Source organism: Pacificimonas flava (assembly GCF_000342165.1).
In the GTDB taxonomy this organism is placed as follows: Bacteria; Pseudomonadota; Alphaproteobacteria; order Sphingomonadales; family Sphingomonadaceae; genus Pacificimonas; species Pacificimonas flava.
Window position 1 is genome coordinate 145,500 of the sequence record NZ_AMRV01000003.1, and the last position, 23,853, is coordinate 169,352.

The following is a 23,853-nucleotide window of genomic DNA, read 5'->3' on the forward strand; positions in this document are numbered from 1 at the left end:
GATGACCGCACCGGGGCGCATCGAGATCGTCGACGCGCCCTTGCCGGAGCCGGGGCCTGGTCAGGTCCGTATTCGCCTGCAGGGCTGCGGCGTCTGCGCGTCCAATCTGGGGCCATGGGCGGGACCGCCGTGGATGGAGTTCCCGACCGAGCCCGGCGCCATGGGTCATGAAGGCTGGGGTCTCGTCGACAAGATCGGTCCGTCGGTCAGCGGTATCGAGGCGGGAATGCGGGTGGCGACGCTTTCCGGCTCGAGCTTCGCCGAATATGATCTTGCAGCCGAGGATGAGGTGCTCCCCCTGCCGCAAGCGCTCAGCGACCAGCCGGTGCCCGGCGAACCGCTCGGCTGCGCGATGAACATCTTTCGCCGCAGCGACGTGCAGCCGGGCATGACTGTCGCCATCGTGGGCATCGGTTTTCTGGGGGCGCTGCTGACGGGGCTCTGCAAGGACGCCGGCGCATCCGTGATCGCCATCTCGCGGCGGGACTTCTCGCTCGATCTCGCCCGCCGCTACGGCGCGGACCACGTCCTATCCCTGGGCCTTGGCCGAGCCGCCATCGGCGAAGCGGTGGGCAAACTGACGGATGGCGCGGGCTGCGCGCGCGTCATCGAGGCGGTCGGCATGCAGGATAGCCTCGACCTTTCGGGAGATCTCGTCGCGGAAGGCGGCAGGCTCGTCGTTGCGGGCTATCATCAGGACGGTCCGCGGCAGGTGAACATGCAGATGTGGAACTGGAAGGGCATCGATGTCGTCAACGCGCATGAACGGGACCCCGCCGTCCAGCGCCGCGGCGTGACGGAGGCCATTGCAGCCATGGAGAGCGGCCGGATCGATCCGGCCCCCCTCCTTACCCATCGATATGCGCTCGAACGGCTCGGCGATGCGCTCGATGGCGCGCGGGATCGCGCGGACGGTTTCGTGAAGGCTTGGGTGACGTTCGATTGAGCGGAGGATCGCGCAAACCACGTATCGGCGCCCTGGGCACCGGTTGGATCGGCCGCGACCGGCTGCGGGCGGTGGCGGCGACCGGCCTTTGCGAGATCGTTGCGATCTGCGATCCGTGCGAGGACGCAGCGACGGAGACATTGGCGTCCCATCCGCTGGCCGAACGGCTGGACGATCTGCAGGCGATGCTTGGCTCGGATCTCGACGGGGTGATGATCGCGACACCGAGCGCACGTCACGCCGCCGAGGCCCTGCAGTGTCTGGAACGCGGCGTCGCGGTCTTTTGCCAGAAGCCGCTGGGGCGGGATGCCGAGGAGGTGCGGCGCGTACTGGACGCCGCCCGGCGCGCCGATCGCCTGCTGGGCGTCGATCATTCGTACCGACGCGCCCGCGCCTTCGAGGCCGCTGCGGAAAACGTCCGGTCGGGAGCGCTGGGAGATGTGCATGCGGCAGAACTGGTCTTCCACAATGTCTATGGGCCGGGAAAACCCTGGTTCCTTGATCGCGCGCAGTCCGGTGGCGGCTGTCTGATCGACCTTGGCAGTCATCTCGTCGACATGCTGTTCCACGTTCTTGGCCGTCGGGAGGTCGTGCAGATCGCAGCGCATCTGTCGGCGGCGGGACAGCCGTTGACGCCCGAAACGGAAGCGGTCGAGGATTTCGCGCTCGCGCAGATCGTTCTGCAGGGGGCGGTGGCCGCTCAGCTTGCCTGCTCCTGGCACAGCAATCTTGGCCAGGATGCGGTCATTCGCGCCACCTTTCACGGCACCAAGGCATCGGTGACGGCGGAGAACGTCGGCGGCAGCTTCTATGACTTCCGCGCAGAGCAGTTCGACAGCACCCGCCGTGATCTGCTGTTCGAGGGGACGGACGACTGGGGCGGACGCATGGCCGTCGACTGGGCGCGCACCCTGGCGGCGGGGGCGGGATACGATACCGAAGCCGAGGATTTCGCCCGATCGGCGCGGCTGCTCGACGGGCTGTACGGGTGTCATATGTCCGCTTCGACGACCGGTTTGCCAGCCGGGGACGCGCGGCCCGCAGCCCTGGCGCGATGAAGGCCGGTGTTCTGCCAGACACGGTCGAGCGCCTGCTTTTCATAGCCGGATCAAGCGCAGGTTTCTTCATCTTCATCGTGCTGCTGGTGCGGCTGATGGGGAAGCGCACGACCAGCCAGATGAACAATTTCGACTGGATCATCATGATCACGGTCGGGTCGATTGTCGCATCGGGAATCCTGCTGCCGAATGTCAGCCTCGCAGGGGCGGCAGTTGCGATCCTCGTGCTCGCCGCGTGCCAGTGGCTGACCACGCATCTGGCTCTTCGAAGCCAGAGCTTTCGACGTGTTGTGCGGGCCGAGCCGCGCCTCCTGGTCAGGAACGGAATGTATCTGCGCGAGGCCATGCGGCAGGAGCGTGTCGCCTTGCCGGAGGTTGAGGCGAAGCTGAGAGAAGCCGGCCTCGTCGATGTATCCGAAGCCGGATGGGTCGTGCTGGAAACGAATGGAGCGATGTCGATCATTCCGCGGCATCAGCAGGGCGCCGCACGCAGCGGCACCGTCCAGGAGTTTGGATCGGAACGATCGCGATGATCGGTCCAGCAGATCGAAAACCGGCGCCTGTCTCGGAAGCTTCGGCGGCAATAATAGGCGAACCGAAATATTGCCGATCAGTGGCGTCTGTATAGATATTAAAGCGGCAATTTTACTTTTTATAATAACTTTGTATTCTACAAAGTAAAAGGAACCGCTGAACTTGGGTGCACGTTCTTACTTCCGAACGCCTTCGGAGGTAGATCATGAAAACGGTATCTCTATTATTCGGCTGCGCGGCCTTGGGCCTCGCGGCATGTGCAGCGGACGGAATGGACGACGCTGTTCAGGCGCCCTCCGCCGCCGAACGTACGCCGACCAGCGCCATGCCGTATATCTCTGCCGCTGGAGCCAGCGACATGTATGAAATCGAGTCGTCCCGCCTGGCGCTGCAGAAGGCGGCGAGCCCCGACGTAAGGCGCTTCGCGCAAATGATGATCGATCATCATACGCAGACCACGAACAGCGTGACGACGGCTGCGCGGTCTGCCGGCCTGACGCCGCCACCGCCGCGCCTGATGGAGACGCAGCAGCGCATGATGGAGGCGCTCCAGCCTCTTTCCGGCGAGGCCTTCGACCGTCTTTACACGCAGCAGCAACGGCAGGCCCATGATATGGCGTTGGCCCTGCATCAGACCTATTCCGAGTCCGGCGACACCCCGGAACTGCGCCAGGCCGCCGACGCCGCGGTCCCGATCATCCGCCAGCATATCCAGGCCCTGCAGCAGATGTGATGCGGGCGGCCATGCCGAGAGCATCGGGACTATGCCCGCTCTAGGCAGCCCTCAGCATTTCGCCCAAAGGTTCCATTCTGTGCCGCTGACTGCAAAATCCGAGGATCTTCTGGCCGTCTGTCTGCAGGATCTGGCCGATGGATACAGGCAGATATCGGATCGGATTGGAGCGTTGGTGGAGGCAAGCCAGAGCCTGCAACTCCGGACCGCGCTCAGCGCCGTGGAAAGCGGCGCGGCCGTACGCCTGCGGCGATTGAAAGCGCTGGACTATTCCCTGCACGGCGCCGAAAACCTCTGGATGGCCGGAATCGTGGCGGATGCCTGTCGCGATACCAGGACGATCGCCACCGGCCACCTTTTGGACATCGCGTTGATCGGCGCAGTCAGGAAGGCCCTGGCCGCGGAGGAAGTGTCGACAGAAACCGCGCTGGTCGTCGCCGACCGCCTGTCGAAACGCGACGTGGTGGACGCCCTGCGGAGGAATGCGGAGCAACTCTCCTCCGAAGACAGCCGCTTGCAGCGACTGCTTGTCGAACGCACCGCGGTTTGACGGTTTCTCCTGGCCTGATCCATGTGATGGCGCCGGCTGCCGAACATGGCGTTTGGTTCGACAGTCCGGACGTGCATCATGGCACAGGATCGAGGGACGGTCAGTCTCGCCAGGCGAGACGCTGCTGCCAAAATCTTCGTCCGGCAGAACCGATCAGTGGAGGCCCCTTGTGAATCAACATGATCCGAACCGCCGCGCTTTCGTTGCCGGCGCCGCATTGTTCGGCAGCGCCGCCGCGGCGGCGCCTGCCTTCGCCCAGAACAAGGCGGCCTCCGCGGGCACCGACGCGCCCATGACGGCGCAGGCGGCCCGCTTTCCCCAGCCGCCCTACGCGGCGCAGCAACAGCCCTGGCCGGGCCTTGCCGAACGCATGGACCCGCGTCCCGATCATGGCGAGCGGACCTATCGCGGCAGCGGACGGCTGCGGGGAAAGCGCGCGCTGATCACCGGCGGCGATAGCGGCATCGGCCGCGCCGCCGCCATCGCCTTCGCGCGGGAGGGGGCCGATGTCGCCATCGCCTATCTGGACGCGGAAGAGCCCGACGCCCGCAGCGTCCGCGCCCTCGTGGAGCAGGAGGGGCGGCGATTTGCAGCCCTTCCCGGCGATCTGCGCGACAAGGACTATACGACCCGCCTTCCCCAGCAGGTCATGAGCCAGCTTGGCGGGCTCGACATCCTCGTCAACAACGCCGCCTACCAGCAATGGGTGCCGGGGCTTGAGCAGCTGTCCGACGAGCAGTTCGACCAGACCATGAGGACGAACCTCTACGCGATGTTCTGGCTGACCAAGGCGGCGCTGCCGCACCTGCAATCCGGATCGGCCATTATCAACACGGCCAGCGAAGTCGCGGCCACGGCCCCCGAGGGGTTGATCGACTATTCGATGACCAAGGCTGCCATCCTGACCTTCACCAAATCCATGGCGAAGCAGCTTGCCCCGCGCGGGATTCGCGTGAACGCGGTGACCCCGGGTCCGATCTGGACACCGCTTCAGGTCTGCGGCGGCCAGCCGAAGGACGCCCTACCGCAGTTCGGCGCCGACACGCCGATCGGCAGGGCCGGACAGCCGGTCGAACTCGCCCCGCTCTATGTCGCGCTTGCCGATCCCGCCTTCAGTTATTCGACCGGCCAGGTCTTCGGTGCCACCGGCGGCGACCCGCAACCCGGTGCCTAGCCCGGCGGGAGAGCGGAAGGGGCGCCGTGCGAGGCCGGCCTGAGACGACTGCCAAGACCGGCGTTCCCCCTTATCATAAACCAGTTAAGTGCGCCTGGGCCGAATGGGTGCGAAGCGCCGAGATGAACAGGAAGCCGCGGCGGAAATGATGGAGAAGCGTGGCAGCAGGTCTTGGCTGCACCGCGTGAACACTCCTCTACGCTTCAGGTGTCCACGGAACGGAAGGCCGCGAACGATGAGAGACGATACCGAGATTCCATCAGGCGCTCGCCTTTGGCTGCCTCGCCTTCTCGGCGGCCTTTATGTCATCATCGGCGCGGTCCTGGCCGCTGGCGGCGCGTGGCTGGCGGCGCTGGGCGGCTCCCTCTACTATGTGTGCGCCGGCGTCGCTCTGCTGATCAGCGGTGTGCTGCTGGCCCGGCAGAAGATTGCCGGGGTCTGGCTCTACGCCGTCCTGTTCGCGGCTACGCTGGCCTGGGCCTTCTGGGAAGTCGGACCGGACATCTGGGCGCTGGTGCCGCGCGTCGTCGGACCGGCCGTGCTGCTTCTCCTGGCACTTCTCCTCATGCCGCTGCTGCGCGGCGCACGCGTGTCGATGAAGGTGGCCGGCGGCGTTGCGGCGGCCGTCCTCGGGGTATTGGTCGTGGGCGGCTATGCGGTCGCCGACGGCGGATCTTCGCGTGCGGCCGGCGCCTTTCCGGCGCAGGATTTCACCGCACCCGCCGCCGCCACGGCCAGCGCCGACTGGCCCGTCTATGGCGGCTCCGACGCAGCGCAGCGCTTCTCCCGGCTTGCCGAGATCACGCCCGCCAATGTCGGCCGCCTGGAGCGGGCATGGGTCGCGCATACCGGCGACATGCCGGCAGAGCCGGAGGAGAGCAGTTACGGTGCGGAAACCACGCCGCTGAAGATCGGCAACACGCTTTATCTCTGCTCCGCGACGAACATATTGATCGCCCTGGACCCAGCGACGGGAGAGGAGCGCTGGCGTTACGATCCCGATGTTCCCGACGACTGGATTCCCTACACGGCCGCCTGCCGGGGCGTCACCCATTTCGACGCCGCTGCGGCAGGCGCCGCCGAACCTGGCAGCGCCTGCGCCGAGCGCATCATCGAAGGAACGCTCGACGCCCGGCTGATCGCCGTCGATGCGCGGACCGGGCGGCCATGCGCCGGCTTCGGCGCCGGCGGCGCCGTCGACATTACGGAGGGGATGGGGCCGGTGGTGCCCGGCATGGTGTCCATCACCTCGCCGCCCGTGATCGTTCGCGGCGTGATCGTGACGGGGCATCAGGTGCTCGACGGCCAGAAGCTGAGCGCGCCGTCCGGCGTCATTCAGGGCTTCGACGCGGTGACGGGGAAGCAGGTTTGGGCCTGGGACATGGCCGCGCCGGACCTGCAACCTCCCCTTGCCCCCGGCGACACCTATACGCGCGGCACGCCGAACATGTGGACGATGGCGAGCGGCGACGAAGCCCTGGGCCTCGTCTATCTGCCCATGGGCAATGCCGCGGTGGACTATTGGAGCGGCAGCCGGACGGCTGCGGAGAATGAATATTCCACCTCACTCGTCGCGCTGGATGCGGAAACCGGGAGGCCGGCCTGGCATTTCCAGACGGTGCACAAGGATGTCTGGGACTACGATCTCGGCTCCCAGCCGACCCTGGTCGACCTGCCCGGCGGCCGCCCCGCCTTGTTCCTGGCCAGCAAAAAGGGGGACATCTATGTGCTGGACCGGCGCACCGGCGAGCCCATCACGGGCGTCGTCGAACGGCCCGTGCCGCAGGGCGGCGTCGAACCGGAGGAACGGGCGGCGACGCAGCCCTTCTCCGAATATCATACGCTCGCCAAGCCCGTCCTGACGGAAAGGGACATGTGGGGCATGTCGCCCATCGATCAGATGGCCTGCCGCATCCAGTTTCGCCGCGCATCCTACAAGGGCATGTACACGCCGCCGACGGCGGACAGCCGCTGGATCGAATATCCCGGCTATAATGGCGGCTCCGACTGGGGCGGTATTGCGGTCGATCCGCGCAGCGGCGTCATCGTGGCGAATTACAACGACATGCCCAACTACAACCGGCTCGTTCCGCGCGCCGAGGCCGACGAAAAGGGCTGGGCGCCAAGGGGCGAAGCGCGCGGCGGCGATATGGGCGGCGGCGCGGAAGGCGCGGGCGACCCGCAAATGGGCGCCCCCTACGCGATCGACGTGAATGCGGGTTGGCGCCTTCCGTTCACGGGCCTTCTCTGCAAGCGTCCGCCCTATGGCGGCATTCGCGCCATCGACATGCGCACGGGAAAGACGATCTGGGATCGTCCCTTCGGCACGGCACGGCGCAACGGGCCCTTCGGCATCCCCTCAGGACTGCCCGTTGACATCGGCACGCCCAACAATGGCGGCAGCGTCATCACGGCGGGAGGACTAATTTTCATCGCGGCGGCGACGGACGATCTTTTCCGCGCCATCGACCTGAAAACGGGCGAGACGCTGTGGGAGGATGCGCTTCCGGCCGGCGGCCAGGCGACACCGATGACCTACAGCGCGAACGGGCGGCAATATGTCGTCATCATGGCGGGCGGCCACCACTTCATGGAAACGCCCGTCGGTGACGAAGTCATAGCCTATGCCTTGCCCGCAGGAGAGGGTGCGTCTTCGGCGCGGGCAGAATGACCCTGAAGCGATTGCCGTTGCCAGCTTGCTGGCCGAAGGCGGGGCGGCGCGCGCTCAGTCGCTTGCCGACGTCAACCACGGCAGCACGGTTTCCACCGGCAAGCGCTCGGCAGTCCCCCGGTGCCCCGCCACCGTTTCGCCCGCAAAGAGCGCGTTGATGGCAGCCTCCTCCGTCGCTTCCGCGGCGGCTTGGAAAAGCGGCGTCATCGCCGCGTTTGACAGGTCGCCGATCTGCGCGATCCGCCCCTCATCGCGTTCGCGCCGCACGTCCATGCTGGTCGAGAATGCGATCGCATAATCGCCCGATCCGTTGGAGAAGGAGGACCCGGTGCGGCCAATCCCGATGAAGGCCCGTTCCGCCACGCGGCGCAAATTCCGGTCGGAAAGCGGCGCGTCGGTCGCGACGACGATGACGACGGAGCCGTCGGCGGTCCCGCGGTCGACATCATCCTTGAACTCATATTGGCCCAGCCGCACCCCGACCGGAACGCCTGCGATGTCGAGAACGCCGCCATAATTGGCCTGAACGAGCACACCCAGCGTCCAGCCGCCCAGGGAGTCCGGCAATTTGCGGGAGGCGGTTCCGATGCCGCTCTTGAAGCCGAAACTGATGGTGCCGGTTCCCGCGCCCACTGCCCCCTCCTCCACCCGGCCCCCCTTCGCGTTTTCGATCGCGCGGCGCGCGTCCGCGATCGTGACGCGGCGCCGGCGAATGTCGTTCAGAAAGCCATCATTGGTTTCGCCGACAACGGCGTTGACCGAGCGCACGGCCTCGTTGCCCGGCTGGTCCAGCGTCCATTCGACGGCTGCCGCTGCGGCTTCGGCCACGTTCAGCGTGTTGGTCAGCAGGATCGGCGTCTCTATCTCGCCCAGTTCCACGACCTGGGTGGAGCCGATGAATTTTCCGAACGCGTTGAACGCCACGAAACCGGCAGGCACGCGCGAACGAAAGGGATTGCCGTCATGGGGCAGGATCGCGGTGACGCCGGTATTGATGTCACGCCCTTCCCGGATCGTCACATGCCCGACCTGGACTCCATCAACATCGGTGATCGCGTTGAGCGGCCCGGGGTCGAGGATGCCGATGACGACACCGGCCTCACGCGCGCGCTGCGCCGGGGCGGGAGTGGACGCAAAAGCACCAAGTGCAGCGGCCATCACCAAAATCGAACGCTTCAATTTCATCCTCATACCCCCATGCAGCCATAGAGGCTGCCGTTCCCAACGTCGTTGATACCCGAACCCGGCATCGCCATCCGGCCGCACGCGCCATGCGGATGGGACGGTAGCGTTTATCCGGGCGCGCACAAAGCGGTGTCCCGGAACTGGCGGCGCGGGCCGCACGCTTTGCTGCAGGAGATGACGGATAGCGGCGAGCCGGGTGGGCGCCACCGCCGCGTCTTTCCGGGGCTTCGTACGGACTCCTGAAACCAGCCGAATGCTGAGCCGTTGCCCTTATAGTCCAAGCAGCATGCCTGCCGCGCGTTTAAGGGGAGACAATCCAATGACCACCCGGCGTAGATTCTTGGGCGCCACCGCAGGAATCGCGGCAGCGCTAACCGTTCCGGCCCTGGCGCAGCGTGGCGGCGCGGCGCCGCTGCCGCGGAATGGCAATGAGAGCTCGAGATATCGCCCCGAAGGGCGGCTCGGCATGGGCGGCACGCAGGTCGGCAGCAATCATTTCCGCACGCCCGCAGAGCAGGCCGCAGCGACGCTGCAGGCGGCGTGGGACGAGGGCGTGCGATATTTCGACACCTCCCCCTGGTACGGCCTCGGTCTTTCGGAACGACGCTTCGGCACCTTCTTCGACGACAAGCCGCGAGACGAATGGACCCTGTCGACGAAGGTCGGGCGCGTGCTGGTGCCCGATGCCAGCGTGGCCGGCACCAAAGTCGGGAACTGGGCGCAGGTCCCGCCCATGCGGCATGAATATGATTACAGCGCGGAGGGCACGCGGCGATCCATCGAGCAGAGCCTGCAACGGACGGGATTGGCGCAAATCGACATCGTCTTCGTCCATGACCTGTCGCCCGACAACGCCGATCTGGGCGAGGACTGGACGGAACATTTCGAGATCGCCGCCAAAGGGGCGTTTCCCGAACTCACGCGGATGCGAGAGGAAGGGCTGATCAAGGCTTGGGGCATGGGCGTCAATACGATCGAACCCGCGCTGCGCGCCTTCGAGGTGGCGGATCCCGACATCATGTTGTCGGCCACGCAATATTCGCTGGTGAAGCACAGGGACGCCCTCAACCGCCTGATGCCAGTGGTTGAAGAGCGGGGCGCCTCCGTCGTCGTCGGCGCGCCGCTGAACGACGGTTTCCTGGCCGGCAAGGAGCGCTTCAACTATGGCCCTGTGCCAGAGGAGATGCGCGTCAAGCGGGCGCGGATCGCAGCGCTGGCGCAGGAGCACGGCACCGATCTGAGGACGGCGGCGCTGCACTTCGCCCTGGCACATCCGGCGGTGTCAGCAATCATTCCCGGAGCGCGGTCGGCGACGCAGGCCGTCCAGAACGCGAATTCCCTGCGGTCGCGGATCGACGGCGCGTTCTGGAATGCCCTGCGCAGCGAAAGATTGATCGAAGAAAACGCACCCATCCCGGCCTGAAGGGCGCCGTTCATGGAGCGAGCGCCCTGACTGCTGGCACGATCCTGCAAGCTGGACGGCCGCCTAGGCGCTCCCAGCCTGCAGGATCGTGGGTTCCCGGCGCGGCAAGCTTCCGATTATCGCGCCATCGGGCGCTTTGCGCGGCGGGAATACGCCAGGGCGAGCGCACCGAGCCCGAGCAGGCCGAGGGCGCCGGGTTCCGGCACGTCCGCCTCTTCAGGGGCGAAGGAAACGACGGAGAGGGCGCCGCCGTTTATCGCACCGAACACCCCGTCCGTGAAGCTGGTCGCGCTCGTTCGCAGAATATAGGTGAATGAGCTCTCGCCCGGGTTTATCCTGCCGGCTAACGACCCATCGCTGAAATTGACGCCGATGGCTTCCCCGCTGATCGAGCGATCGGCATTGAGCGCCATCTGGTTTCCGACAGTAAAGAGATCATCGGCGCCGTCGATATCCGCACCCGTCCGGAAGATGTCGACAGCGAAATTGTCGAAGGCGGAGAAAGTCAACCGCTGAACGGAGGAGGGGCCGGTATCGTTCGTGAACTGGTACACGAAGTCGAGCGTACCGTCGTCGTTCTGATAGACCGCGGAACGGAACGTACCCTCGAAGGTCGCAACGCCGAGGCCCGGGGATTCGCTCGATTGCGCAATCTGCGTGCCGAGCGTTCCTGCAAAGTCTGAAATAATGACGGTGCTGCCAGGGGGGAGCGGTGTTGCCGCCGCTGCGGCTGGAACCGAGAAAACTGCCAATGCGAGAAGATGCCTGTTCATCGAACTGCTCCCTTCAGAACGTGCGTGCTCCACTGAGCAAGCAAAGAGCAGCAAAGATCGTGCCAGTTAACCATGTTTTGGAAGACATGCCGCAATTTACGATACACAGACGCAACAAACACAGAAGGTGTAAAATCAGTCGACACTTGTACCAACACAAGTAACGTTACAGTGATCGCAACGACCAATCTATGTATAAATCAACAGTTTTCATATGTTAATCTATAAAGGACATTTGGGCGATTCCATGCCGCGGCACCCTTCATTCCCACCCCCGCAGCCGGACGCACGACGGGATCGCGCGTAGGCTGCGGTCGGCCCTATCCTTGCTGCGTCGCGGCAAGCTGGGGTGTGTTCGCCCACACACTGTCCGCCGGGCCGCCCCGGGCTCGTAGCGCCGTACGCCGGAACATGATGAGCAGGGCGAACGCAAGGATCAGCGAAAGGAAATCGACGATCGGCACGACCGGGGGGTGAAGGCCCATGGTCAAGAGCGTGGTCGCCGGAACAGACAGCGCCGCAAGGGCCGTCGCTGCAAGCAGTTCACTGCCAGCGCGCGATGCTCCCCGCACCAGGGCCCAACCCGTGAACGCCAAGAACACGGCATAATAAACCACGCTGTGCAGCCCCTCGGTCGCACTCGCCCCGAACGGCTTTGCAGCCGCGATCGTCACCGAGATACCGGCGACGCAGCCGAGCGGGACGCCCACGGTCAGCACGGCCAGAACCTTCGTCGACCGTGTCTGCTGCACCGCCCCCGCCTTCCGCTCCCGCCGGCGCCGGGACTCGATCCAGAGAAGATTGCCGGTGTAGAACAGGAACGCACCGGCGATCCCGAGAAGGAAATAGGACCAGCGCACCGGCGCCCCGCCGAAATTGCCGAAGTGGAGCGCGAAGAAGCTGGTAACGGTCGCGGACCACCCATCCTGATGCCCCGGCATATAGTCGGTGCCCGTCAGGTCGCCGGTATAGGGGTCCAGCTCCGCAAAACCCAGGGTTGGACCGCGAAGGCCATAGCGCTCGTCCCGCCCGGACACCCGCACGGTCGGAATCCCGTTCCTGCCGACACCGTAGCCGATCTCGACAGGCTGAAACCCAGGGGCCTGTTCGGCGAGCCGAGCCGTCACGCCCATAGGTCCGAGGACGGAGCGATCGGCCTCGGGTGCGGGCCCGGCGACCGCGGCCTCGGGCGGCGGCGCCCCCCCGAAGGCCGCGCCCTGCGCGTCGTAAAACTGATCGTGAAAGGCGAATATGATCGCCGTCAGCGCCATGATCAGGTGAAAGGGAAGGCTGAAAAGGCCAAGCACGTTGTGGACGTCCAGCCACATGCGCTTCACGTTCCTGCCGATACGAACGGCGAAGAGGTCCTTCACCAGGCTCGGCAGCAGCACGATGAGGCCGGAAACGATGGCGATGGTGTAGAGAAGCGCGACAGCCCCCATGATCGGCATCGCCACCTCGTGCGGAAAGGGCAGGCCGACCTGCTGATGCAGGACGTCGACGAGTTCGGCCACCGGAGACGGGCCTTGCCGCGTGACCTGCAGCGCGCCGTCCGGCGACAGGGCTGCATACCAGATTTCATGTTCATGATGGCCGCCGCCGCCCGGCAGGTCGGTTTCCCACGTCATGCGGGCCGGTCGCTCCGGCCCGGTCTGCAGGTGAACTTGGTAGTCATCCGCAGCCTCGGGGTGCGCGGCCAGAACGCGGTCGATGAGCTCCTGCGTTCGTTCCAGCGGAACGGGCGGTGCAAGCTGAGCCGGCGGAGTCGCCCAGCGCTGCAACGGCTCCTCGAACATCGTGATCGCGCCGGCATAGAAGGCGATGAAGAGAGCGAGGCCGGAGACGATTCCGACCCATCCGTGAATCTCCTTGTACATCTTCACGATGTCCGTGCGGACCTTCATCGGGCGACTCCTCCGATCAGCCAAAGCAGCGACCACAGCACAAGATTTGCGAGCGCCAGCCAGACCCAGGCCCGCCGGCCCGACGCGAACAGGAACGACAGGCTGAGCGTGAAGGCCCAGACGGGCCCCATGATCCACATGGAAAACTGACCCGGCGTAGAGAAGTACGTGTCCTTCAGCCCCATGGCCGCCTTGAAGAGACCCGAGACCGCCAGCGCCAGCGTAAAGCCCAGGACAAGAGCGGCGCTCGCCTTCCCGAACCAGTCCTTGCTGCTGAGCGGCTTCACGATGCGCCGTCCCGGCGTGCGCGCTTCCAGGCCAGGGCCAGCGGCAGGAGCGACCAGATCAGCATCGCCACGGTCAGCCCGATAAAGACCGCGGTGGCCTTGCCCGCCCATGTCAGGAGCACCAGCAGGCCCGCGCCCATCAGGACCGCGCCGAGAAGGCCGAGAGACTTGCGGGGCATTTCGCCGCCAGCGAGTTCCTGATGCGGGGCCGCCGCATAGATGAGTACGCACGCTGCAAGCACCATTCCGCATCCCAGCAGCCCGTTCATTTCTGGGTCCGCCCCTCGTCGCCTGCCGCTTCGAAAGCCAGCCTGACGATAGCCCCCATGGCATGCAGCATCGTATCGCCGTGCGCGGCGCCGGGAAGGGTCAGGACCGTGGTCGAGACGCCCTGTTCGCGTGCGCGGGCAGCGTAGTCCCTGGCCGCGGCGACGGAATTTCCGGAGGGGCCGCCCTCCTCGGTTCCGACTGCGAGGAGAAGCTCCACGGAGTCTGAACCGCGCCCCTTCGCCCGCTCCGTCTCGTCGCTGAACCATAGCGAGGGGCTGATCGCCGCATAGGCATTGAAGCCGCCGACGGTCCTGAGGTCATGCAGCACCGCAAGCCCGCCGAAACTGTGTCCGGCGATGGTCTGGCGGCTCTCGTCGATGGGCCAGCGGTCGGCGATGACGAGCCGAACGCGATCGTGGAGAAACGCCAGGAACGTGCCCACGCCTCCGGGCTTCAATCCCTGCGCGGGGAAACCCTCGGATATGGTTTCCTGTCCGATCTGCGGCGTGTAATCGAACACGCGCCGGGAAAGCGGCCCGGCGTCGATGCCGAGGACGAGACCCGCACCGACATCCGGCGCGCCCCTGCCCCGCGCAAGACGCCTCGCCGTCTGGGCGGCGGCCGCGAAATGGTCCTCTCCGTCCAGCAGCCAAAGGACGGGCCAGCCTTCGGCGGGCGCCGGCCCGTCGGGCCACGCGACGAGGACGCGGTAGGTCTCCCCACCGGGCGCCTCGACACTGACAACGTCGGACCCGGGTAGCTGCCACGGCGCCGCCGCAGCCGGAGCGGCGGCGAGAAGCGCGGCGGAGGCCAGAAGGCGGGCGCCCCTCACCACCGATACTGTACGCGCGCCGTCAACGTGCGGCCCTGACCGTAATAGCAGGACTGCGGCGAACTGCAGGTCACCACGTAGCGCTTGTCCGCGATGTTCTGGGCGTTGAGCGAGAGCGATACGCCGTCGAACATCGCTGCGGCATTGTCGAGGTCGTAACGCAGGAACAGGTCGAACAGTGTGTAATCCTGCATGTGGAAGACATTGTTCGTGTCGCCGTAACTGCGGCCGGTGTACCGAACGCCGCCGCCAAACCCCAGCCCGGCCAGCGCACCCCCGTCGATACGTTGGTTGACGAACAGCGAGGCAAGATACTTCGCAACCTGCGGGATCGCATTCCCAACGATGGATTCGTTGGTGTCCTCGGTCACCTCGGAATCGAGATGCGTGGCCGATGCGATCAGGGTCGTGCCCGTCGGCAGAGATGCGCGCCCCTCGAATTCCAGGCCGCGCACGCGCGCCTCGCCGGCCTGGATCTGGCAGACCAGACGCCCGCAAAGCGTTCCACCGGGATCGCGGGTCGGCACATTCTGCTGCGTGATGTCGAACGCGCCGGCCGACAGATAGATGCCGCGGCCGCCCTGATAGCGCAGACCAGCCTCATACTGGCGGCCCGTGGTCGGCAGGAACGGTTCGCCCGTCAATGTGCTGGAGGGGTCGACGAGTTGCGGCAGGAACGATTCCGAATAGCTGAAATAGGGCGCGAGGCCGTTGTCGAACAGATAGACACCGCCGGCCCGCCAGGTGAAATCGTCCGCCTTCGTGCGGTAGGCTGTGTCGTTTGTCAGGTTGCGGTTGTCGTCCGTCGCGGAATCGAAGCGGCCACCCACGGTGACCCGAAGACCGCCCAGCGCAAGCTGATCCTGGAAATAGATGCCGGTCTGGTCGCTTTCGGCCGCGCCGTAGATCTGCGGGGCGAGGTTCGCTTCGTAATTGTCGCTGCCGCGAGGCTGCGGATTCAGAATATCGAACAGCGGGTCGACCTGCCCCGGCGGCAGACCGGGCAGCGTTACCAGATCGCGGAAATGCTCCCATTCCGTATGGAAATAGTCGACGCCTGCCAGCAACGTGTGTTCGATCGGACCCGTCGACAGGTCGAATTGCAACTGGTTGTCGAGCGCGATCCCGTCGCTGGTGCCCTCCGCCTGAATGGCCCGGCGCCCGATCGTGCGGCCGGGAATGCAGTTCTCGCCGGCAGCGATGCCGGCCGGTTCGGTGTCGCAGTCCTGCACGGTGTCGCCGGAGAGCACGGAAACGCGGTAGAGCGATTCGATGTGCGTGTAGCGTGCATTGCTACGGAATGTCAGCGTATCGTCGAACCGGTGTTCAAAGAAGCTGCCGATCAGGATCTGGTCGCGGTCGAATGTGTTCCAGTCGGGCTCGCCCAGATTCGCGTCGTTCGCGATATAGCCGCCATTCGTTTCGAAATACGTGCCGGTCGCCGGCAGGAACTGGTAGGTGGCATTGCCCTCGTCCCGCTGATACTGGCCCAGCAGCGTCCAACTGGTGTCGGAATCCGGCGCGAACGTCAGACTTGGCGATACATAATAGCGGCTGTTTTCGACCTCCTCGATCTGCGTTCCGCCGGACTGCGCGAGGCCGACGAGACGTCCCTGCAGGCTTCCCGGCCCGTTCAGCGGACCGCTGACGTCAGCGCCGATGCGTCCCGACCAGTCGTCTAGCCCGCTGAAGCCCTGCACCTGGCCGATCAGGTGCCCCTGAAAGGTGGACGTCGGGCGCTTGGAAACCATGTTGACGATGCCGCCGGGCGCGGTCTGGCCGTACAGCACGCTGGACGGCCCCTTCAGAACTTCGATCTGTTGCAGCGCGAACGGATCGAAGGAGAAGCGGGTGAACTGCCCGCCGGCAGGAAGCCGGAGTCCGTCGACGAAATTGTTGTTCGAGGAAAAACCGCCGGCGCCGAAACCGCGAATGGAAATTTCATCCGTCCGGCTGTCGATGCCGAACTGGCTGGCCTGGACACCCGATGTATAGGCAAGCGCCTCGCTGACGGTGGTCGCCGCGCGAAGGTCGATTTCGTCCTGATTGATGATCGAGATGCTCTGCGGCGATTCGATGATCGGGGAGTCGGTCTTGGTGGTGGAGGTCGCCGAGGAAAGACCCGTGGCGGTAATCACGATGGTACGGTCGCGTCCGGCAGCCTCAGCGGACTCATCCTGACCGCGATCCTGCGCGCCTACCGGTGCCGCCGAGCAAAGAAGCGCGATCAGAAGCGCGCTGTTTCCCGTTCTAAACATAAACCCCCTTTTGCGATGGCCGCCGTCACTAATGAGAGTCGTTCTCATATGCAACACGATTGTGCAGGGCGGACCGAGGCGAGGGCGGAGGACAGGAAACCGGCCCGGCCCCTGGCATAGACGAAGGTGCACGGGCGCACATTATGTCCCTCAGAAGGAACGCAAGGCGGCCGAAGGCTTTCAAGACAAAGAGCTGTGAAAACTGCCGCCCCTGCAACGTCTTTTCAGGATGCCGAATGCCTGCCAGAACGCTCTCGCTTAGCCCCACCAGACCGCCGCACCCGCTTCACGCGCTCTTGCTCGCCGGCAGCTTTCCCCTGTTTCTCGGCTGCGCGCTGGCGGATTGGACCTATGCCGCCAGCTATCAGGTCCAATGGACCAACTTCGCGGCGTGGCTGAATGCGGGCGCGCTGCTTTTCTGCGGTCTGGCGCTGCTTCTCGCCGCGATCGACGTGATCCGGGGGGCGGGGCGCGGAATCATCTATGGTCTGCTGCTGCTTGCCACCTTCGCGATCGGCCTCGTCAACGCGTTCGTCCATGCAAAGGACGCCTGGGGGGCCATGCCCGCGGCGCTGATCCTTTCGGTCATCACAGCCCTTCTGTCCGCTGCGGCAACATGGGCGGGACTGCGAACCCTGCGTCCCTATGCAGCCAAGGCCAAAGGGAGAGCATGATGCCCAAGCGTTTCATTCTCGCCGCGCTTCTGCCGGTCGCCCTCCTCGCATGCTCCGACACGCCGGAAGAGCCGGGCTATGGAGAGACACCCGCCCTGCCCGAGCCGCAACGAGGCCTTTTTCCGAACATGGAGATCGCGAACCCCGCAGAGTGGGGGGATCAGGTGCCGCAAGTGCCGGAGGGTTATTCGATCAGTGCCATTGCCACCGATCTCAAGATTCCCCGCCAGTCCCTCGTGCTTCCCAATGGCGACATCCTCATCGCCGAAGGGAGCGGAGGTCACGCTCCGAAGCTCACGCCCAAGGATGTCATCGCGTCCAAGATCAAAAGCCGCGGCAAGAGTTCGGTCGAAGGCGGCGATCGGCTGACCCTGCTCAGGGACCGCGACGGTGATGGGGTTTACGAAGGGCGCGCTGTCTTCGCGGACGGGCTCGATGCCCCCTACGGCCTCGCCTACGCCAATGGACGCATCTACGTCGCCAATCAGGGCGAACTCGTGCGGTTCGATTATCGCGACGGCCAGACCAGGGCCGAGGCGGCGCCGATCAGCGTCACCAAACTGCCCGAGGAGATCAATCACCACTGGACAAAGGCGCTGACGGTCGGCCCGGACGGGCGCTATCTGTATGTCGGCATCGGGTCGAACAGCAATGTGGGCGAGCGCGGGCTGGCTGTCGAAGCCAACCGGGCGATGATCTGGCAGATCGATGCGGAAAGCGGCATGCACAGGCCCTTCGCCACCGGCATTCGCAACCCGACTGCTCTGGCCTTCAAACCGAACAGCGAGGAATTGTGGGCCGTCGTCAATGAACGCGACGAGCTGGGCGACAATCTCGTGCCCGACTATCTGACCTCCGTGCGGGAGGGCGCCTTTTACGGCTGGCCGTACAGCTATTGGGGCCAGAACGTCGACAAGCGTGTGCGACCCCAGGACCCGCAAAAGGTCGCAGCAGCGGTAAAGCCCGATTATGGTCTGGGGTCGCACGTGGCGGCGCTTGGCCTCGATTTTTCAAGCGCGGTCATGGGACGACGCTTCGCCGAGGGGGCGTTCGTGGGCGAGCATGGCAGCTGGAATCGCAGCAAACCCGTCGGCTACAAGGTCGTCTTCGTCCCGTTCAGCAATGGCAGGCCGGCCGGGCCGCCGGTCGATGTCGTGACCGGGTTTCGCAGCGAGGACGGGATGACACGCGGACGGCCCGTCGGTGTCACAGTCGATCCGCGCGGCGGGCTGATCATCTGCGACGACCTTTCCAACACCGTCTGGCGGATGGTGCCGGATAGCGGCCCCGAACGCGCCACTAGAATGCAGGAACGTGGCAGCGCCGAGGCTGACGCGACGTCAGCGCCGGCGCCGGAGGCAGGAGCCTTCGGGACAGCACCCCCGGGCGAACCGCGACGCTAGAGACGAGAGCCGCCAGCTACCGGTTCGCGGAAGGGTCTGCCGCCCCGCAGCCCCGGTCCTTGCGGATGACCGGCGCCAGCAGCTCGTGATCATATGCCTCGACCCGCTCGACGATTTCGCCCCCCCTGCGCACCGTCTCCAGCTTGTAAAGCCCGGGGGTAAAGGAATAGCCGATCTCCGGCAGTCGTGCAGGATCGTCCGTGCCGCTCTGGATGACCGTTTCGGTCAGGCACCCTTCATAGCGGACCATTTTCAGTCCGCGCCCGTATTTCGGAATGGTGATGGGGCGGGTGACGCGGCGCAGCGTCCCGTCGGCATTCCAGACATGACCCTGCACGAACTGCCCGTCCGGCGTATATTCGTACCGGCGCAGCAAGCGCCCGTTGCTGCCCCATAGCGCCTGAACGCCCACCCGGCGGCCGTGATCGTAGCGTTGATATTTTTTCGGCTTTCCCGATGGCCGATATTCGGTCGTCAGCCCGTCCGGCCTACCCCTGGAATAATGGCCGGTTTCGAGGACGTTCCCCGCCTCGTCAGAGTTGACATAGTCGCCGTCACGCTTGCCGCCGCGCCAATGCGCGATGGAGGCCGGACGGCCGTTGGCGTGATAGATGCGATACTCCCCCTCCAGGCCGGCGGGACCATAGGTCCATTCCTCCTTCAACGTGCCGTGGGGAAACCAGCGGCGGTAGCGGCCATCGAGCGCTCCGGCCTTCCAATGGCGCTCCAGGGCCAGCCGGCCATTCTTGTGGAACTGACGGTCGGTGCCGTCCTTCTGCCCGTCGCGGCAGGCCACTTGCCGCATCAACGACCCGTCCTGGCGCCGCAGATCGACGAAGCCGGTGAAACGATCGCGGCCCGGCACATGGCACAGCTCGCTTTCCGGCACCGTCCGATGATCCTCGACAAGGACGATATCGGGCGAAGATGCGTGCGCCGGCGCCGCGAGGCCGATGAGCAGCGCCGCCAATACGGAGTGCCTGTCGAGCCATTGGGGGTGCGGCCCGATCTGGTCAGATGGGCGCCGACGACGATGCTCCTGGTCGATCATGGCGCCCCGCATAGTTAGCGACGGGCCACCGCCGCAACCGCGCGCACGGCTCCCGCTTGACGCAGATTCCCATACCGCGCTCCTGCCACTATGCTGGCGCCATGAGTTCTCCTGTATTCGGTATTTCCAGCTCGATCGGGGGCCGGGCGTGGGTCTGGCGCGGCGGGCGCGAGCCGGCCAGCGGCCCCGACCTCGTGCGCGGCCTGTTCCTCTCGCGCGGCGCGGCGGAGGCCGAAATCGAGCAGCTGCGCGCCCCAACGATCCGCGACCTGCTGCCCGACCCCAGTATCTTCGTCGACATGGACCGCGCCGCATCGCGCATTGCGAGGGCCGTAACGGCGGGCGAGCGCATCGTCGTCTTCGGCGATTACGACGTCGACGGCGCCACCAGCGCCAGCGTGCTGATCCGTCACCTGACCGCCTGCGGCGCGCGGCCCGGGCATTATATCCCGGACCGGCTGCTGGAGGGGTACGGCCCCAGCGCCGAGGCATTGGTGGCGCTGAAGGGGGCGGGCGCGGACCTCGTCATCTGCGTCGATTGCGGTACGCAGGGGTTCGAGGCGCTGGAGGCCGCGGCGAACGCCGGCCTGGAGGTGATCGTTGTCGATCACCACAAGGCCTCGACCGCCTTGCCCCCCGCCCATGCCATCATCAACCCGAACCGTCTGGACGAAAGCGCAGAGGGCTCCCGCTACGGTCATCTTGCGGCTGTCGGCATGGCATTTCTTCTCGCAGTGGCGGTTCAGAGGGAGCTTCGCGCGCAGGGGGCCCTGCCCAGCCCGGCGCCCGACCTGATGGGTCTTCTCGACCTCGTCGCGCTCGGCACTGTCGCCGACGTGGTGCCGCTAACGGGTCTCAACCGGGCCTTCGTGGCGCAAGGGCTGAAGGTGATGGCGCGGCGCGGCAATCGCGGGCTTGCGGCCCTTGCGGGCGCCGCCAGGCTGGAACGCGCGCCCCTGGCCTCAGACCTCGGCTTCGCGCTGGGCCCGCGAATCAATGCCGGCGGCCGTGTCGGACAGGCCGATCTCGGCGTGCGGCTTCTGTGCGGTGCGGAGGACGAGGCCTGCGAGGCCATCGCCGCCGAACTCGACCGGCTGAACGCAGAGCGGCGCGGAATCGAGGCCGATGTGACGGAGGCCGCCATTGCCGCCGCCGAACGGGCGGGGAACATGCCGGTGGCGGTGGTGTCGGGTGCGGGCTGGCATCCGGGCGTCATCGGCATCGCTGCGAGCCGGTTGAAGGACCGCCTCGGCGTCCCCGCCATCGTCATCGGCGTCGACGAGGGCGGCATCGGCAAGGGCTCCGGCCGGTCGGTGGCAGGCGTCGACCTTGGTGCAGGCGTGCTCGCGGCCAGGGAGGCGGGGCTGATCTCGGCAGGGGGCGGGCATGCCATGGCGGCCGGACTGACGGTGGCGGACGCCGACATTGCGCGGCTGACCGAATTTCTGTGCGAGCGGTTGTCGGGCGCGGTGACGCAATGCGCAGCGCCAGCGGACGCTCGACCTCGATCTGGCGCTGGCGCCGGGCGGGGTGACGCCGACGCTGGCGGAAGAGCTGGACGCGGCCGGGCCTTACGGCGCGGGCTGGCCGAACCCGCGCGTCGCCGCCGGCCCCGTCTCCGTCATCGATGCATCCGTCGTCGGCAGCGGCCATGTTCGCACGCTTCTGGCCGGGGCGGACGGACGGCGGGTGAAGGGCATCGCCTTCCGCGCCGCCGAAACGCCGCTGGGCGCCGCGCTGCTCAATGCCGGCGGTCGGCGCCTGTTCGTCGCCGGACGCATCAAGCGCGACGATTGGAACCAGACGCCGAGGGCCGAACTGCACCTGGAGGATGCCGCATGGGCGGATGGCGCCGGCTAGCTGGCGACGCCAGGCCGGCGCCGCGCAAAAGCGTGCAGGCAAGGCATTGACCCCGGAACGCTCCATCGCTAGGTGAGCCGCTCCGCCGCCCACGGCACACGTGGCCCCTTCGTCTAGCGGTTAGGACGCGGCCCTTTCACGGCTGAAACACGGGTTCGATTCCCGTAGGGGTCACCATTTCTGCAAAAATCGCAGAATGCCCGGTACTCCCCGGGGGTCCGACCCTTATTTGAGATCAGGTGGTCCATTTAGGTGGTCCATATGAACACTCGACTCGTCTCCCCCTGGAAACGGCCAAACTCTTCCTTCTTTTGGTTTCGCATGGTGGTACCGCCGCGTTATCGCGCCGCGGTGGGGAAACGCGAAATCAAGCAGTCCCTTCAGACCGCCGATATTGGCGAAGCAAGGCGGCTGTGCGCCATAAACCAGAGCAAATGGCTGGCGCGTTTCGAGGCTATCGATGCGAATATCGAAGTCGATGCTGGACGCCGGGCGCGGGAGATCGTTAATTCTCACTTTCAGGCAGAGAGCGAGCGCCATGGCGGCCTCGATAAGGTGGTCTCCTACGAACTCGAATGTGCCGCGGTCACGGAGAAGGCTATGATCCCGTGTCTGTGCGCCGAGGATTTAGGTCTGCCGCCGGGCACGTCTCACCCTTTACTAGATGGTTCTTACCCGCACTATCTTGAGAAAGAGGAGCGGGACGCCATCTTCCTTCGTCAGGCTCAGCTTCGTGGCACCGCAGCGATTCTTCCTGGGCTTGAAGCGGTCAAGCGCGCACGCTCGATTGAGGCGTGGCACATTGCTACCAATTTTCTCTCGGACGCCCTTGAAGCTGCTGGCCTGGAGATCGATGCGGACGAGCGACTGTTTGCGATCGCAGCCGAACATTATCTAAGGCGCCTAGCCGAGCATCCCCTGCCCGATCTTGAATCGCTGAAGACCGCGTTTCCTCTCCCGGCCTTCATTCAGCCAACGGCTTCTACGACGCGAAAAGAATATGAAACAGTGAAGCGGACTTCCCCACGCGCAGTTCCTGAAACCACCATACCAAACTCCGAACTCCGCGAGCGCATTTTGGGACAAACCGGCAACGCTCGGACCCTTTCCGAGGTTTTCGAGGCTTGGACTGCGGAGCAGCCAAGCGAATCCCGAAAGCTCTGTGACGAATGGGGGGTCGCCATTCGCCGCTTTATTGAACTCTTTGGTGACCGCGACGTCTCCCAGATCACGACCGATATGATTGTAGATTATCGGGAAGCGATGCGCCGACTTCCCAGCCGGCCCCGGCGTGCGGTCGGGCAACTTCCACTTCTTGAACAGATCGATGTGGCTCGTCGCGATGGCCTACGTTGCCTTTCGGGAGCGACCGTTGGCAAGCTGGTCAGTGGTATCCGCGTTACCCTCGCCTATGCGTGCGATCCGCTGCGTCTTATTAGCACCAATCCGGCAGCCGCAGTGTCGGTTACGGACGCGACGAGCGACACGGACGCCCGCCTAGCTTTCGAACCGGACGAGCTTGCATCCATCTATAGCTCAAGCCTTATTACAGACCCGGAGAGCAAGCTCAGCGATACGGAATTCTGGCTCCTCGTGCTGGCGCCGTTGACAGGATTCCGCATTGAGGAAATGGCGAAATTACGACCGCACAACATCCGCTGTGAACGAGGCATTTGGTACGTGCGCATCGAACGCGACTCGCGGCGAAAGCGCCGAGAGCAGACCGATGCCGGTGAAGCGAGCAAGCGCTCGAAAACTCGCGCCGCTTACCGCGACGTTCCGATCCACTGGATTTTAGTCGAGGCTGGCTTCGTCACGTTTGTAGAGAATCAGCGAAAAAGGGAGCGCGAGTGGCTTTTCAATGACCTCGTCGCCGATCAATATGGCAATCGCAGCAAGGCGGTTTCACGCCGCCTCATTCGGCGCATTCGAAAGTTAGGCATTGAAGATGAGGAAAAGGTTTTCCATTCCTTTCGCCATTCAATGAAGCGCGCATGTCGGCATACCAGCATGAAGGAGGAGATTGCGGATTTGCTGACCGGTCACGCACCAGTAAGTGTCGGCCGGAAGTACGGCGCCGGCGCTGCTCTTGATGTTCTTCATGAGTGTGTAAACATGATCGAGTATGACACCGTCTGCTGGGATCGGGTCATTTCGGCAGCAAAGCAGCGGCAGGCAAAACAACTATCTCCTAGTCTTGCCTGACGCTGCGCATTCCAGCGCCCAATGATCACGGCATTATAGCATGGCCTCCGACTAAAAATGGC

General features: G+C 65.2%; 19 protein-coding genes, 1 tRNA gene and 1 pseudogene. 13 read left to right on the forward strand and 8 right to left on the reverse strand.

The window, feature by feature from the left end; translation table 11 throughout:
• Position 1 precedes the first annotated feature (1 nt).
• The 7 genes from C725_RS05840 to C725_RS05870 all read left to right on the forward strand — a co-directional run bounded on the left by C725_RS05840 (position 2) and on the right by C725_RS05870 (position 7,666).
• Positions 2-946: an MDR/zinc-dependent alcohol dehydrogenase-like family protein gene (locus C725_RS05840; RefSeq protein WP_008600899.1), complete on the forward strand. Its 945-nt coding sequence runs from the start codon at positions 2-4 to the stop codon at positions 944-946.
• Positions 943-2,004 (forward strand): Gfo/Idh/MocA family protein, encoded by a 1,062-nt coding sequence (locus tag C725_RS05845; RefSeq protein WP_078056160.1) that lies wholly within the window; start codon positions 943-945, stop codon positions 2,002-2,004. The genes C725_RS05840 and C725_RS05845 overlap by 4 nt, the downstream gene beginning before the upstream one ends.
• Positions 2,001-2,537 (forward strand): DUF421 domain-containing protein, encoded by a 537-nt coding sequence (locus C725_RS05850; RefSeq protein ID WP_008600902.1) that lies wholly within the window; start codon positions 2,001-2,003, stop codon positions 2,535-2,537. Before C725_RS05845 ends, C725_RS05850 begins: the two co-directional genes overlap by 4 nt.
• Positions 2,538-2,809: 272 nt before the next feature.
• Positions 2,810-3,271: a DUF4142 domain-containing protein gene (locus C725_RS05855; protein ID WP_008600903.1), complete on the forward strand. Its 462-nt coding sequence runs from the start codon at positions 2,810-2,812 to the stop codon at positions 3,269-3,271.
• 79 nt (positions 3,272-3,350) lie between these two features.
• Positions 3,351-3,821: a DUF892 family protein gene (locus C725_RS05860; protein WP_008600904.1), complete on the forward strand. Its 471-nt coding sequence runs from the start codon at positions 3,351-3,353 to the stop codon at positions 3,819-3,821.
• Positions 3,822-3,990: 169 nt separating this feature from the next.
• Positions 3,991-4,995 (forward strand): SDR family oxidoreductase, encoded by a 1,005-nt coding sequence (locus C725_RS05865; protein WP_008600906.1) that lies wholly within the window; start codon positions 3,991-3,993, stop codon positions 4,993-4,995.
• 235 nt (positions 4,996-5,230) lie between these two features.
• A complete protein-coding gene (locus C725_RS05870; RefSeq protein WP_008600908.1) occupies positions 5,231-7,666 on the forward strand; it encodes a membrane-bound PQQ-dependent dehydrogenase, glucose/quinate/shikimate family in 2,436 nt (811 codons plus the stop codon).
• 54 nt (positions 7,667-7,720) lie between these two features.
• Here C725_RS05870 and C725_RS05875 read toward each other — a convergent pair whose 3' ends face one another.
• Positions 7,721-8,857: a P1 family peptidase gene (locus C725_RS05875; RefSeq protein WP_008600910.1), complete on the reverse strand. Its 1,137-nt coding sequence runs from the start codon at positions 8,855-8,857 to the stop codon at positions 7,721-7,723.
• A 313-nt stretch (positions 8,858-9,170) separates the two neighbouring features.
• Here C725_RS05875 and C725_RS05880 point away from each other — a divergent pair, with 313 nt between their 5' ends.
• A complete protein-coding gene (locus C725_RS05880) occupies positions 9,171-10,274 on the forward strand; it encodes an aldo/keto reductase (RefSeq protein ID WP_008600911.1) in 1,104 nt (367 codons plus the stop codon).
• A 116-nt stretch (positions 10,275-10,390) separates the two neighbouring features.
• On the opposite strand, the gene C725_RS05885 is transcribed toward C725_RS05880, so the two are convergent.
• From C725_RS05885 to C725_RS05910, 6 genes are all read right to left on the reverse strand, one after another.
• Complete coding sequence (locus C725_RS05885) at positions 10,391-11,047, reverse strand: PEP-CTERM sorting domain-containing protein (protein WP_008600913.1); 657 nt, start codon at positions 11,045-11,047, stop codon at positions 10,391-10,393.
• Positions 11,048-11,367: 320 nt separating this feature from the next.
• On the reverse strand, positions 11,368-12,951 hold the full coding sequence (locus tag C725_RS05890) for a PepSY-associated TM helix domain-containing protein (protein ID WP_008600914.1): 1,584 nt from the start codon (positions 12,949-12,951) through the stop codon (positions 11,368-11,370).
• A complete protein-coding gene (locus C725_RS05895) occupies positions 12,948-13,238 on the reverse strand; it encodes a hypothetical protein (protein ID WP_008600916.1) in 291 nt (96 codons plus the stop codon). Before C725_RS05895 ends, C725_RS05890 begins: the two co-directional genes overlap by 4 nt.
• Positions 13,235-13,507 carry a hypothetical protein gene (locus C725_RS05900; RefSeq protein WP_008600918.1) on the reverse strand — a complete coding sequence of 91 codons (273 nt, stop codon included), beginning with the start codon at positions 13,505-13,507 and terminating at the stop codon, positions 13,235-13,237. Before C725_RS05900 ends, C725_RS05895 begins: the two co-directional genes overlap by 4 nt.
• Positions 13,504-14,340 (reverse strand): alpha/beta hydrolase, encoded by an 837-nt coding sequence (locus tag C725_RS16370; protein WP_008600920.1) that lies wholly within the window; start codon positions 14,338-14,340, stop codon positions 13,504-13,506. Before C725_RS16370 ends, C725_RS05900 begins: the two co-directional genes overlap by 4 nt.
• A complete protein-coding gene (locus tag C725_RS05910) occupies positions 14,337-16,598 on the reverse strand; it encodes a TonB-dependent siderophore receptor (RefSeq protein ID WP_008600922.1) in 2,262 nt (753 codons plus the stop codon). The genes C725_RS16370 and C725_RS05910 overlap by 4 nt, the downstream gene beginning before the upstream one ends.
• A 236-nt stretch (positions 16,599-16,834) precedes the next feature.
• Between C725_RS05910 and C725_RS16485 the strand changes: the two genes are divergently transcribed.
• Together C725_RS16485 and C725_RS05920 are read left to right on the forward strand one after the other, a co-directional pair.
• On the forward strand, positions 16,835-17,272 hold the full coding sequence (locus C725_RS16485) for a DUF2231 domain-containing protein (RefSeq protein WP_038281929.1): 438 nt from the start codon (positions 16,835-16,837) through the stop codon (positions 17,270-17,272).
• A complete protein-coding gene (locus tag C725_RS05920; RefSeq protein WP_008600926.1) occupies positions 17,269-18,675 on the forward strand; it encodes a PQQ-dependent sugar dehydrogenase in 1,407 nt (468 codons plus the stop codon). Before C725_RS16485 ends, C725_RS05920 begins: the two co-directional genes overlap by 4 nt.
• Positions 18,676-18,691: 16 nt before the next feature.
• Here the strand turns inward: C725_RS05920 and C725_RS05925 are convergent, their stop codons facing one another.
• Positions 18,692-19,726, reverse strand: coding sequence for a toxin-antitoxin system YwqK family antitoxin (locus tag C725_RS05925; protein WP_160165715.1), 1,035 nt, complete (start codon positions 19,724-19,726; stop codon positions 18,692-18,694).
• Between the two features lie 101 nt (positions 19,727-19,827).
• Between C725_RS05925 and recJ the strand changes: the two are divergent.
• The 3 genes and pseudogenes from recJ to C725_RS05940 all read left to right on the forward strand — a co-directional run bounded on the left by recJ (position 19,828) and on the right by C725_RS05940 (position 23,791).
• Positions 19,828-21,586, forward strand: a pseudogene (recJ, locus tag C725_RS05930) (single-stranded-DNA-specific exonuclease RecJ).
• A gap of 102 nt (positions 21,587-21,688) precedes the next feature.
• Positions 21,689-21,763: transfer RNA gene (locus tag C725_RS05935), tRNA-Glu, on the forward strand.
• A gap of 84 nt (positions 21,764-21,847) precedes the next feature.
• The gene (locus C725_RS05940; RefSeq protein WP_008600932.1) at positions 21,848-23,791 is read left to right on the forward strand and encodes a site-specific integrase; all 1,944 of its coding nucleotides are present in this window, start codon (positions 21,848-21,850) and stop codon (positions 23,789-23,791) included.
• The last annotated feature ends 62 nt before the right edge of the window (positions 23,792-23,853 follow it).